Origin of the sequence: Bradyrhizobium iriomotense (assembly GCF_018130765.1) — a bacterium.
Classification (GTDB): domain Bacteria; phylum Pseudomonadota; class Alphaproteobacteria; order Rhizobiales; family Xanthobacteraceae; genus Bradyrhizobium; species Bradyrhizobium iriomotense_A.
In genome coordinates, this window is the sequence record NZ_JAFCJZ010000047.1 from 1 (window position 1) to 12,060 (window position 12,060).

Genomic DNA, 12,060 nt, shown 5'->3' on the forward strand with positions numbered 1-12,060 from the left:
CACACAGACTTCCGATTCTGGAATCCCCTGTGGCCAACCCGAGTCAATCCGCCGCACTAGATACGTGCATGCCCTAGGGCCTTCGCCGGGACGACATTGGGGAGACATTTGAGCGCTGCACTCTCCGACTCGCATTTTGAATTGCAGACACACCTTCGCGTTCTCGCGGCTCATCTCGCCCGAGCTTTGCTTCATTCCTCGCCCCTCAAGGAAAGAGGGCGCAGGGAAGGCCGGGTGCCGGCGGCACCCGCGGTCTGCTGTGCGCGTGTAGCGCAAAAGAGACCGCACAACAGCATACAGGTGAAGCCCAACACACGGCCTTCCCTGCGCGATGGTCGGACGGCTTATGGCGTGCTCTCCCGGGAGCCGAACTTTCCCTCTGGCCTCCCTCACCCCGCGAATTGACGATGCCGTCCGCCCGGTTGGGCTCGCGCGCACCTCCGCGACAGGCTTGACCGTAGCAACGACGGCCAGGACCACACGTCTATATTTTGCAAGCCGGTGAAAGCCGGTGAAAGCAACAAAAGCCTTTGAAATAAGAGGTTTTCCTCTAACCTCTTGGGTGGCTTCAGCGCGCGCTTCGCCAAAATCAGGGCCCGGCCCTAAGCCTTTCAGCGTCCGCACGACAGACTGAAAGACCAAGGCCGGGCGTGGTCCCAACCTCTGGAGCTGAAACCATGAGCGATATTACCACTATCCCGACGCCCCCCTGCAAGCGCGCCCGTAAGGGTAGCGTCATCCTGACCGACCGCATGTGCGTGAAGCGAGTCGAGGTGCGCACCAAAATCTACGACCGCAAATGCCCCGGCCTTTACGTGAGCATCACCACGGCCGGCGTGGCCACCTTCTCATTCAAGTTCACCGACCGGGAGACCGGCAAGCAGCGCACGGGTTGGCTTGGGGTCCACAATCCCGAGACCTTCACCGTCGAGCACGCCCGCGCCAAGGTCTATGGCTTGAAGGGCCGAGGCGGTACGGCGGTCGCCGAGACTCTGCGCCGCCAGAAGGCGCAGGCGCAACGGCAGGGCAAGACGGTCGCCGAGGCGGTCGAGGACCGCATTGCGTGGATGAAGGCCCCGGTCAGGAAGGCCGATGGCGAGCGGCGGCCCCGCCTTGAAGCGTGGGAAGGAACCGCCCGCCACCTGCAGCGCTTCTTTGTCCCGACACTTGGCAAGATGGCAATTACCGATGTCCGGCGGGCCGACCTCGCCGAGCTGCAGCGGGACATTTTCGACGGTAAGTACATCGACGACAAAGGCAACCGCACCAAGCAAGGTTCGGTGTCCACCGTGCGCCATATGCGCAAGGCGGCCTCGTCGTTCTTCGGCTGGTGCGTCGAGCAGGGCCTGATCGAGAATTCACCGGCGACGCATCTTGGCGCGCTCGATGCCGAGCATGGCCGCAACCGCGTACTCACCGAGGACGAGATCAAGACTTTCTGGCATGGCCTCGACCGCGAGGACCTGCCGTGGGGCCGCCGCACGCGGCTCGCGCTCAAGTTCGAACTGGTCACCATGCTGCGCTCGCGCGAGTTGCTCGGCGCTCAGCGCGAAGAGCTGGTCAAGGTCGATGGGCAAGATTACCTGAACGTTCCGCTGAAGCGCGTGAAGAAGCGCCGCCCCATCGTGCAGCCGCTGACGCCGCTGGCGCTGAGCATCCTGAATGAGGCGATGCGCTCGTCTAATCACGAGCACATCTTTGCCACCAGCAAGGATGGCAACGTGGACGCGCCGGCCTACCGCAAGGCGATGGCAGAGGCGCTGCGCGGTCGCACGGCAAGGCGCGCCGATGGCAGCCAGCACGTCCGCACGCCCGGACTGTGCGCGCTGCTCGGGCTGAAGCCGTTTACGCCGCACGATCTCCGGCGCACGGCCGCGAGCTGGTCGCGCAACCTTGGCCAGCCGTTGTCCAAGATCGCGCTCTGCCTCGACCACCGTGTGGGAAAAGACGACAACGGCGTCAAACTCTCGGGCGTCACGCTCAAGCACTACGTCCACGCGCACGACATCGAGCTGCGCGAGAAGCTGGAAGTGTTGACGGCGCTCGAAAGCTGGCTGCTCAAGGTGATCGGAAAACAGACGGAGACAGGGCTGCGGCTCGCCGCTTGATCAGCACAACACACCGCAAATTGCCCCAGCCCGGTCAGCCCATCACTGGCCGGGCTTTGCATTTCTTCCTGTGGGAAAGTCAACAACAGAAATACCCTATTCCTGTTGCCACCACAGGTTTAGAGGTGCAAAAAATAGGCTATAGAAACCGTTGGGTTGGAGGGGGGTGTTTTGGAAACGGGCGAAAGTGAGCAATCAAAACCCAGCAACAGCGAAGATGCATTCAATCGGCTGAAAGAGGAACTCCTTTCTAGCGACATTCCAGTGTCGAGCGTTTTGGATTTTGCATCACGCGAATGGCGCGAGCGGCAGGACCATGAGGCTTTTGTAATGTACACGCGGGCGGCGCTTATGCTCATGCGCGAGCCCCAGATTATACAGCGCCTTAAGATCGAACAGGATGAAGAATTTGAACGAACGTTCGGCACGAAACTTGACCGCCCGAAGATCATTGCAGCGATAAAAGCAAAGGACGGTGTTCGCCGGGTCGCTAAATTAGGTCAGCTGCAAGTTGAAGCGCATCAAGACGGAGCATCGCTCATCACTGCATCTTCAACCTTCGCGGAAGCGCTTGAGCAGTACAGCGCCCTATTAGCGCACGTGGAAGAACTCTGGGGCGATGCCTGTAAACTTTACCGAGAGAGGCACTACCCACTATCCACTTTTCTTTCGATTCTCACCATTGAAGAGTTGGGGAAGCTCGGGCGGCTTTGGTACGATTTGCTGTCGTGGGATAAACCCGACAATTCAAAATCAACTCTGGGACTTCTAGGTCGGGATCATCGGAAAAAGCACTTCATGGGTGTCATGGCCGGTGCCGTGGTGAATACTCGTTTAGACCGAATACTCGGCCTCAAAGAGGTAAGGAAACTTCTGCAAGACGTTGAGAGTGGGAAACTCGAACAGCTGCGCCAATCGTGTCTTTACATCGACGTGGCGGACGGCCGGGTCGTAAAGCCCGGAGACGTCGTTAATGTTGCCACCGCCCGTTTTTTTGCAATTCTATCTGGAGAGCTATGGGCCGAGACTCTGGGCCACTTCCCATGGGAGTTTCAGAGGATGATCGGCAAAGTCACCGCATTTGAAATTGAAATCGGAGTCGACCCGGCAATTGTAGAGCGCTCCTGATTGGAGTGCCGCATCGGCTTTTCCCGACGAACAGAAAGATTGATGGAGGCTAAGCTAAGTGGGTAGGGGTCCGAAGCGTCAGTCTCAAAATCCAACAGTCGAGCTAGTTAAAGACAATGCCGCGTTCGCAGATTGGCTACGGGCAGAGCCGCTGCAATGGTCATCCGCCATAGTAGTGCGAGCAGCATTGCGCGTGGTTCCTGCAATAGACGGCGGGTTGGTCGTCTTAGTGGAAGCCTTTCGTTCGCTTGCTATCGCTCGATTTTCTGCGAAGTACCCAAATAGCGCGATGGACGATCATTTCGTAAGATGCGCTTTAGAGGCTTCAGCGGTCTCAGCAGCGTCGGCAGGAAGATATAACGAGGCCTCCCTTGCGGCGAGTGCCGCTGCGAACACCGTTGCCCAATTGGTCAATCAACGGAAGCGCAAGGGGAATGGCGAGGTATACGCTCGTGCAGCGGATGCCGTTGCGCTTAGCATCAGCGCCGCAGCTCAAGCTGGTTTCGAAGCCGAGCATCTAGCGAGCATAGTCCGTGACCAACAGCTACTTTCTGACGGGGGAGCGTCTTGGGAGCAATTGGTTGAAATGCCTCTTTGGGTGCATTCAATGCCGCCTCGCGCGCACGATCAATGGCAGTCTCTTAAAAACCAACTGGAGAAAGCCGGGCTACATTGGTCAGTTTGGATCAAGTGGTACGAAGGTCGCGTGCTTCCGTTGCGTCAAAGCACTGAGGTCGAGGACGCAGCGTATTCAGACCTCCCCGGCCAGCTCTCTTGGGAAAGAGGGCCCGAGACCGTAAATATAGAAATCCTTTCGCGGTTGGAAGCGTTGCGCCCCGATCCTCACGCCATCGAGGGCATCAACAGTCCCATCACGATCAATCGTCTAGCGGACGGGCGCATCGGCGTGGAGACCGGTCCTTTCTCACTGCCTACTCTGCCTGCCTCATTGGGACCCCAAGATCATCACAATGCTCTTACAGTTTGTCGCAATCGGGCGGTGCAAGTCGCGCAAATTGCGTCGTCGTCCCAATTTCAAGGGCGTTCCGAATACGCTCAAATTTTAGCAGACTATCTTGAGTGGCTTCCCAACGAGCAGGGGAGCGGAAACATGCTCTTAGCAGATGGTGAAGCCCGGACGTTGAACAAGCTCTTCACGGCAGAAGAAGGCATTCTGCCTCTCGTATTTGCAAGCAAATTAGCAGTGCTTCTGGAGGACCACATCGCCCTACGATCATTCTATCCCGAGATCGAAAGGCACTATCAAGCGGTAAATACCGGACGCCTCATAACGCCGTTGTCCCGCGATGCTGTTGAGGCCGTTCAACAGGTAATTCGCTCGCAGACACCCAAGGTATTTGATGAGACCGTGTCACCGGCAATTGACGAAGCAGCAAAACCATCTCTTGAAATAAGACCCATACTCGAAGATTTGCCCCCGGCCGATCCAAGCCGACCAAAGCCGCCACACGATCCCATTGCAGACGCCGATCCTCGGAAATCACAAAACTACATTGTAGCGAGCGCCTACAATCGAATCTGGGCGATCCTACAAAAAGGCAAGGGCACTGCCGAGGCAATCGAAGGCTGGCAAAAAACTTACGACTTAATGAAGCCCCACATGGGGGCGATCATCGATTTCCTGCGAAACTTCTGGCCCGGTGACAGTGCAGGCGGAGGGTCGCTTCCTCCGACGATTGGCACATGACCGGCCAGACTGCGATGCTGATTGGTCACCAGACGCTGAGGACGTTCAATGTACACTTTTGGACCTAACTAGTTCTACCACAGGTATACCATCAAGTAGACCGGGGCTCGAATAACGGGCATGCCGATGAACCAAGAAGACTCTGGCGCGGTCCAGATGTTGATCTGGGCCATTGAAGAGATTGAGAAGACCGGAAACAAGCAGGCGGAATGCTTCGCGCGTCAGGCCTTGAAGTGCTTCAGGCCGTCGGATGGCCTGCTCGCGCAGCCGGAAATCAGCCCGCGCGTCGTGCCGCTTCGGCCCGGTCGCATTCGCCCGCCGGGTCTGGATGCCAGCGACTGAGTTTGCTGCGCCGCATGCGCAGCGCCAGTTCGGCGCTCTCCCGCTTGCCGCCAGGCTCACCATAGGGCCGCTCTAGCGCCCTCATATCGGCGTAGCAGGGCGGGCTTTGCCACGGCATCAGGTCGAGCGCCTCGATCTGGCAGTGATAGGCGGCAGCCTTACCGACCTTGGCGTAGTCGTCGCCGGCTGCGAACGCATCGTCGATGCGCTTGCGCTGCAGCGGGTCCCGACGCGCGATCTCGATGGCGAAATCGAACGCGGCGCGGTCAGTTCGGCTCGTCATCGCGGCGACCCTCCGAGAGGCTCATTCGCGTGTAGTAGCTGACCGGCTCGGCCTCCTTCGGCGACTTGCTCGGCACCCTGCCTCCGGGTGAAAGGGCCAGCATCCGCGCCAATGTCGTGAGTGCCCGGACCTTCCCCTGCCAGATCGGCAGCCAAGGGCTCGGCTTCCCGTCGATAACGTAGGCGGCAGCCAGCTCACCAGCCGCGACACGCTCGGCGACGACAGCCTTAGCGTAGGCCGCGAGCAATGGCAGATCGGATGGCAGGAAGTGACACGGTGGAGCGCCGACAACTAGGCCGACGAATTCTGCGCGCTCCATCTGGTCGAGGTCTTCTGGCGGCTTCAGCAGCTCGCGCGTCGAGCCGTTGGCGGAGAAAGGTTGGGAGGCTGCGGCTTGGCGGGGCATCGCGGAACTCCGTTCCGGACTGGAATTTTACAATGTTAACGGCTAGAGGCTCTGCATCATGCAACTTATATCAACTCTCACCTGTCCGACCTGCCAGCATTCTGCCGTCGAGACCATGCCGACCAACGCCTGCCAGTTTTTTTATGACTGCAAGGGCTGCGGCCAGCGCCTCAAGCCCAAGCCGGGCGATTGCTGCGTGTTCTGCTCCTATGGCACGGTCCCGTGTCCGCCAATCCAGCAAAACGGGAAGTGCTGTTAAAGTCATCGAAACACCTACTACGGGCGGTAGCAAGCTCGGGCCGCCGCCGCGCAGGAATCGGTCTCCAGTAAAAGTTGCATAATGTCCCCCCGTCGCCCCTTAGTAGATTGCGAGGGCTGCTAGCCCGGTGGGTGCGCTAATCCTCTGCCTCTGGCACCGCGCATTGTCCGGGCTTGCCCAACTCACAAGCGGGCTTCCTGCGGCCTCGACCACTGGCGATCCCTCAACCCGTTGGTTCAATTGCGGTTTTCGGCGCGATGTCTCCCTCCCATAACCCGCTGATTAAACTGGAGATTTTGGCTTTCGATGGGCCCGAAACGAGACAGAAGTGGCCAGAACGCAAGAGAATAACTTACCAAGCCAGTCGGGGGGGTCCGGGCGGGCCGATGTCACCCGGCAGACCTACATCCCGGCCTCCACCAACGCGAGCAGCCGTCGCGCGTGGTCGCGTGCCCTAAGAGCGACCAACAGCAGAGCGAATTCGCGCTCGTCGGGAGCGGTCGGCAACTCCGCCGGAAACGGCGCGCGGATCGCCGCGACCAGCGCGCTTAGCTCAGCGACATCGCTGCGCAGATCGGCGACGGTCGCATGCCGCAAGATGGTCTGAGCCTCGGCGCTGAGCGGATCATCCTGCACGGCGTTGGCTCCGCTGCTCGGCGAGATACTTGGCGCGGTGTCGCGCACGGATCGGAGCCATGATGCGCTCGTCGATAGGATGATCGACGGGACCGATGATCGCGTTGTGAAGCTCGCGGTCTTGCTTCTTGCCGTTCTCGTCGAGATAGAACAGCTCGTTGCTGCCGGTTCGCTCGGTGAGAGCCTTCGCGACCTCGGCCCGGCTGCGCTTCCGCTCGCTGGCCACCAATTGCCCGATGACCTCGCGCCAGATTTCGTCACGTTCGGCGAGCGCAGCAGCGACGCGGCGATCAACTAGCCGCTCAATCTCCTTGCTCGTCTGCGGCGCTGACGCGGCCTGCGGTGCCGTTGTGTGCTTCGCAAGCGAGACCTCGTAGGCCTCGGCGCGGGCTGCGGCCCATGCAGCTTGGCGTTCGTCGTAATCCATTGCGGTCACCATGTTGCACCAGTAACGACCGCAACTGCACCCGGCGCGGCGCTCCAGCAGATTCGGCTGACGCACCTCAAGGCAGAGCTGTCGGTTTGAAACAGCGAGACCGACGGAGCCGCGACGACACCGGGCGCACCGGCCGTGCCGATGTCGGAGGCAGGGTCCGCAGCCATGTGCAACACCGCGCTCTTGCTGACATCGACGGTCGGGACGCCATCGCCCGCGACCGCGAGGCCATCGACACAAACCGCGATGATGGTCCCGGCCTCGATGTTCGCGCCGATGACGCGATAGTTGAACTTCGGACCGGCAGCGAGCCGAATCGCCATCGCCTGTTCTGCGGCGGCGATGAAGACGACGCTTTCAGCATCGAGGCCGGCGGCCGAGATCGATCCGACCAGCGCCGACAAGTCTTCCGCCATGCTGGTGCCAGCGAGAAGCGCCGGGACATCGTGCAGCAGTCCGGCAGGTGCAGCCTCGCTCTCGGCATCGTCGCTGAACAGCACTTTGGCCAGCCCATTGCCCACCGCGATCTTGAGAACGTGCGAGATGATCGTTGAGGCGGTGCCCGCGCTGGCGTTCTCCAATTCGGAGGATAGCGCGCCGATCAACGCGACCTTGCGGACCGGGCCGAGCGGCATGCCTTCGAACGTACCTTGACCGACACTGATCGGCTCGCCCTCGATGACAAACTTGGCGTCGGTGAAATTCGACGGCAGCGGAAACGAGAACGAGCTGATGCCGGCGAGATCGACCTTGACCGCCAGATCGAAAAGTTTTGCCGCAGCACTTTGCGGTGCCAGCAGCATTAGCGCGGCAACACTGTCGCCGGGAAGGTCGGCCTGCTTCAGCGGCTCGACGGGAGCGCGCAAGATCAGCCCCGTGAGGTTGTCGTGCTGCCATCCGGCGTCGCGCAGAACGGCCTCGACGCTGGTCTTCTGTACGCGCGACAGGACGCGGGCGGTCGCGGCGCGAATGAACGAGCGGTGCCATTCGCGGGCGACGGCGCTGTGATCGGGGCGGAGCGGAATTGGTCTGGCGTTGCTCATGACCGGAAGATGGCACAAGTACCGGGCGGCCGATGAAGTAGGGTCACGGAATTTTTTTGGGCAGCGTAGGCCCAAATCCCCAAACTTTCGGCATTTGCCGGCCTGTCACCGCTTTGCCGCGTCCGCTTCCGCCGCTTCCATCAGTCCGCGCGTGATAGCCTCACCGATCTTGCGCGCATCCTTGGCGTCGGCATCGTCGAGCCAGCGAACGACGCGCACCAGATAGTCGAGCATCACAGGCCCGGCCTTTACGGGCGCGATGACGGCGTGGTCCGCCACGTTCTGTCGGTAGCGCCGCTGCGCGAGCCGTCGCCGCTCGCGCTGGTCGTTGCGCTGGCGGCGGCGGGATGGTGGCGCGCGGTCGTGCATCAGTCGGCGGCCTCGGCAAGGAAGGCCGCACGCTTTGCGATGACGGCGTCGGCGAAAGCCGCAGAGTGGGCCAGACCTAGCTTGCCCGCGCAATCAGGACCGATGCCGAGTGTCTTCGAGACGAAATCGTTCAATGGCCGCGAGCAGATTGAGCAGCGGCTAGAGACCGGCATGAAAGCGAGGTAGTCATCCGGCAGGCTAAGCCCTTCGATTGCGTCAAGCGTCCTAGCGACCCGGCCCGCAACTTCCTGCGGCGTGTCCGCCGACAGTGAGACGACATACCATCCGCGCTCGCTGCATCGGTGTTTCAGATGCCCGGCGAAGAGGCCGTGCTCGGTACGAACAACGAGCCTGAGTTTGTCTTCCATCCATGTGCGAATTGCCGGATCATGGCCACCCATATCGTGGACCTTCTTGGTCTCGAACGTCACCTTCATGTCGCCGCCGCCCTTCAATAGAATTGGCAGCGTCAACGAAGCAGCCGTCGGCTGCTTGGCAAGCAGGCCATCGTTTTCTGTTTTGGGGCCGTCGATCAGCCAGTACTCAAGCGTGTTCTCCCATACCGGGGTCGAGGCGGCGGCGATGCGTCCCTTGCGCCGCTCTTCCCAAACAGTGAAAGCGGCGCTTTCGATGTTCTGCATCTCTTCGAGATCGCGCTCGGCGTCGTAACCGGGCGGCGGCACCCATTCGCTTTCGAACTTGGCGCGGAGTGCGGCGCGTTCCTTCTGGTAGACTTCAGACGCGGCCCGCATCTCCGGGGTGATAGGGGCGTCCCTCCAACGCTGCACCGGTCGATTGAGTGGTGTGATCCGTAATTGCATAGTTTTAGTCTCCTCTCGATGCCGGGCAGCCGGCCGGCGCGGTTCATTTCGATTTCGACTGCAAGGCCTCAATCCGCGCCAGCACGCGGCGCGACATGTCGGCGAGGCGGTAGATCGCCCAGAGTCGTTCATTCCATTTCGCTTGCTGCGCACTCAGCGTCTTTACGACCTCTTCGACCGCAGGTAGGAATTTCTGGGTCGCCACGATCTCGTGACAAGTGGCATCGACCGCCAGCAGGCTGAGACCTTCGATGCTGCAGGCGTGCTCCAACATCGCGCGAACGTAGACTTCGGGATCGCCCGGCGCGCCGTTCGGAAACGAGCCGACCAAGATCGTCAACCTTGCCTTGATCACACCGCGCCGAAGCTCGCCTTCCTCGGGATCGTTGTCCTCATAGCTTTCGGCGGGATCGAGTTGATCCAGCGCGGCGATGCACCGCTCGATCACCTTCACGTCGTTCGCACTCAGCTCCGCGATCTTCCTTGCCTGAGCCAACGGCGTGCTCAGCTCGCCATACCGAAACAGCCGCTCGATCTCGTCGTAGCGTCTGACGAGGGCATCGGCATCGTCGGCGAACGTCCTGAGCGCGCGGAGCAGACTAATTGGCCGGATCGGAACGACGTTGCTCATGGCATTCACTCCAGATCGTTCATGAGTTTCGAAAGCGAGACCTTACCGGCGTTGCGCGTCGGCCTTCGCTGCGGCGGTGGTTTTCGCCACAGGCCCTTGGTCAGCCATTTCGCCAGCGGCTTGAGGAAGCGCGGATCATCGGCAGCGGCGACCCATGCGCGGGCGCTGGCGATGATGTCGTCGGGATGGGCATCACGGCACACAAGCGCGAACGCGAGACAGGCATCGGTGTCGTCGTCGCCCCATGGCCTCTGCCAGATCGCCAACAACTCGGCGAAGCGATCTTCCTGCAACCCTTCCCGCGCGCCGCCGTCAGGCTCAGGCGCGCCGGGGATCACCGCGAGCGAACGCTCGCGCTCTCTCTCACCCTTGGGGGACGCTGTAGGCGTCCCCATAGATGGTTCTAGATGGTTCAACTGCGCTCGCGCAGGTTTTAGCGACACTGGCGCAGGTTTTCTCCCCGACCTCAAAACTTGCAAGTGTGCAGGTTTTTGCACTGCCTTAACCTGAGCCTGCGCAGGTTTTCCGGCCTTCGACATCCGGTATCGGTTGGAATGACCGCGCCCCCGCTTGCCCGGCTCGACGAGCAAGTGACCACGCTCGCACAGTTGCCGCACGGCGCGGACCGCTGTCGCCTCGTCAACTCCGATGTCGGCGGCAATGGTCCGGAGACTCGGCCATGCAGCTCCGCCGTGTCGCCGGTTGAAGCGCTGGCCTATCGTGAAGGCGACCTTGAAGGCGTTCGGCGACAGCTCGGCATCAGCCAACACCCGGTTCAACCACTCGAACAATGCGCGGGTGTGGTTAGCTTTGCTGTTCGGCATTGATGCGGGACCCGGTTTCGGGCTACATCTTCGCCGCCTGCCAAGGCGCTAGTGATGATGCAGCTCGATGATGATGCGCCGCCCCGGTGTCCCGCCGGGGCGTTCGCCTTTCAGACGTCGCTCTCGTGCTGCTGCACCTCCCCAGTCTTCTGCCGGCGACCGCGACGGCGTCCGTTGACCGCGTTTTGCCAGGCTATGATCTCGTCTTCGAACCACACGCGGCGGTTCGGAGTGATGTAAGTCGATTGCGGAAACTGTCCGCGCTTCTCCATTCGCCACAGGGTCACGTAACTGATCGGCACGATTGCCAAGACCTGTTCTTGCGACAACATGCGCCGGGCTTCCAACGCGAGTCCCCTTGTGTCCATCGCAACTCTCCTCGCAGCACGCCACGAACCACCATGAGAGATCATCCGAAACCGTGCGCAATTACACGAGATTTCTGCTGAGCAAGTCGCGTTTCAGTACGTGCAATGCGCGTAGAATTCGTCATGAGCGTCATGACGACTTCGAAGCGACAATGAGTCGCGGCAATGTGATGAGATCGACTCGCCTAAAGCGCTCTTTCATCGGCACGCTCGCACGGGCCGGGTCGTTCTTGCCGATCTCGCGTGAAATAGGGCCTATTGGGGCCCGCCGATCTTAAGCGCGCCTGTTTTCCGACTGTGACAAGCGACCAAGCCCTTGATCTAAGCTGATATTTCTCAGCTTGCGGCAACTGCAGAAATGTCTTGCAGCAAGGACCACACGGTTTTGCCGTACGCGCTCAGCGCCGTCCGTCTACACGCGGCCGCGGACTCACAGGGACTACCCGCCCTGCCCGCACCCTCTCGTGCCGACGCTGCCGCGTCCACCGCAACCCGGCCCGCGTTTCGAACGACTCGCGAACCGCCCCTCTTCGTCGGGCCGGGCTGTGTCGACTTATGCCGTAATTCCGAATTTCGGTAAAGAGGAATATTTTTGCAAAGAGGGATTGACGGGGTGCGGGGTGTTTTGCCCGACGAGGCTGGGCAAGAATTGGTGGTTTGGTTGCTCAGGCTGGAACGAACCGGCCGATTGCGAGGCG

The 12,060-nt window shown here is 60.8% G+C and carries 14 protein-coding genes; 4 read left to right on the forward strand and 10 right to left on the reverse strand.

Annotation, left to right across the window (positions count from 1 at the left end; all coding sequences use genetic code 11):
* The first annotated feature begins 677 nt into the window (after positions 1–677).
* The 3 genes from JQ635_RS38675 to JQ635_RS38685 all read left to right on the forward strand — a co-directional run bounded on the left by JQ635_RS38675 (position 678) and on the right by JQ635_RS38685 (position 4,944).
* Positions 678–2,108, forward strand: a complete 1,431-nt coding sequence (locus JQ635_RS38675; RefSeq protein WP_211415002.1) for a tyrosine-type recombinase/integrase — start codon at positions 678–680, stop codon at positions 2,106–2,108.
* A gap of 171 nt (positions 2,109–2,279) precedes the next feature.
* A complete protein-coding gene (locus tag JQ635_RS38680; protein WP_211415003.1) occupies positions 2,280–3,236 on the forward strand; it encodes an AbiV family abortive infection protein in 957 nt (318 codons plus the stop codon).
* A 217-nt stretch (positions 3,237–3,453) separates the two neighbouring features.
* Positions 3,454–4,944: a hypothetical protein gene (locus JQ635_RS38685; RefSeq protein ID WP_211415004.1), complete on the forward strand. Its 1,491-nt coding sequence runs from the start codon at positions 3,454–3,456 to the stop codon at positions 4,942–4,944.
* A gap of 274 nt (positions 4,945–5,218) precedes the next feature.
* Here JQ635_RS38685 and JQ635_RS38690 read toward each other — a convergent pair whose 3' ends face one another.
* Positions 5,219–5,569 (reverse strand): hypothetical protein, encoded by a 351-nt coding sequence (locus JQ635_RS38690; RefSeq protein ID WP_211415005.1) that lies wholly within the window; start codon positions 5,567–5,569, stop codon positions 5,219–5,221.
* Positions 5,553–5,975, reverse strand: a complete 423-nt coding sequence (locus tag JQ635_RS38695; RefSeq protein ID WP_211415006.1) for a hypothetical protein — start codon at positions 5,973–5,975, stop codon at positions 5,553–5,555. Before JQ635_RS38695 ends, JQ635_RS38690 begins: the two co-directional genes overlap by 17 nt.
* 58 nt (positions 5,976–6,033) lie before the next feature.
* Here JQ635_RS38695 and JQ635_RS39155 point away from each other — a divergent pair, with 58 nt between their 5' ends.
* Positions 6,034–6,234 (forward strand): GDCCVxC domain-containing (seleno)protein, encoded by a 201-nt coding sequence (locus tag JQ635_RS39155; RefSeq protein WP_246584048.1) that lies wholly within the window; start codon positions 6,034–6,036, stop codon positions 6,232–6,234.
* A 402-nt stretch (positions 6,235–6,636) separates the two neighbouring features.
* Here JQ635_RS39155 and JQ635_RS38700 read toward each other — a convergent pair whose 3' ends face one another.
* From JQ635_RS38700 to JQ635_RS38735, 8 genes are all read right to left on the reverse strand, one after another.
* Positions 6,637–6,870, reverse strand: coding sequence for a hypothetical protein (locus JQ635_RS38700; RefSeq protein ID WP_211415007.1), 234 nt, complete (start codon positions 6,868–6,870; stop codon positions 6,637–6,639).
* Positions 6,860–7,297, reverse strand: a complete 438-nt coding sequence (locus JQ635_RS38705; RefSeq protein WP_211415008.1) for a hypothetical protein — start codon at positions 7,295–7,297, stop codon at positions 6,860–6,862. The genes JQ635_RS38700 and JQ635_RS38705 overlap by 11 nt, the downstream gene beginning before the upstream one ends.
* A gap of 5 nt (positions 7,298–7,302) precedes the next feature.
* A complete protein-coding gene (locus JQ635_RS38710) occupies positions 7,303–8,349 on the reverse strand; it encodes a hypothetical protein (RefSeq protein ID WP_211415009.1) in 1,047 nt (348 codons plus the stop codon).
* A 105-nt stretch (positions 8,350–8,454) separates the two neighbouring features.
* Entirely contained in the window at positions 8,455–8,718 is a 264-nt protein-coding gene (locus JQ635_RS38715; protein ID WP_211415010.1) for a hypothetical protein, read from the reverse strand.
* On the reverse strand, positions 8,718–9,539 hold the full coding sequence (locus JQ635_RS38720; protein ID WP_211415011.1) for a DUF6011 domain-containing protein: 822 nt from the start codon (positions 9,537–9,539) through the stop codon (positions 8,718–8,720). The genes JQ635_RS38715 and JQ635_RS38720 overlap by 1 nt, the downstream gene beginning before the upstream one ends.
* 43 nt (positions 9,540–9,582) lie before the next feature.
* The gene (locus JQ635_RS38725) at positions 9,583–10,170 is read right to left on the reverse strand and encodes a hypothetical protein (protein ID WP_211415012.1); all 588 of its coding nucleotides are present in this window, start codon (positions 10,168–10,170) and stop codon (positions 9,583–9,585) included.
* 5 nt (positions 10,171–10,175) lie between these two features.
* A complete protein-coding gene (locus tag JQ635_RS38730) occupies positions 10,176–10,994 on the reverse strand; it encodes a helix-turn-helix domain-containing protein (RefSeq protein ID WP_211415013.1) in 819 nt (272 codons plus the stop codon).
* A 110-nt stretch (positions 10,995–11,104) separates the two neighbouring features.
* Positions 11,105–11,362: a helix-turn-helix transcriptional regulator gene (locus JQ635_RS38735; RefSeq protein WP_211415014.1), complete on the reverse strand. Its 258-nt coding sequence runs from the start codon at positions 11,360–11,362 to the stop codon at positions 11,105–11,107.
* Between the last annotated feature and the right edge of the window lie 698 nt (positions 11,363–12,060).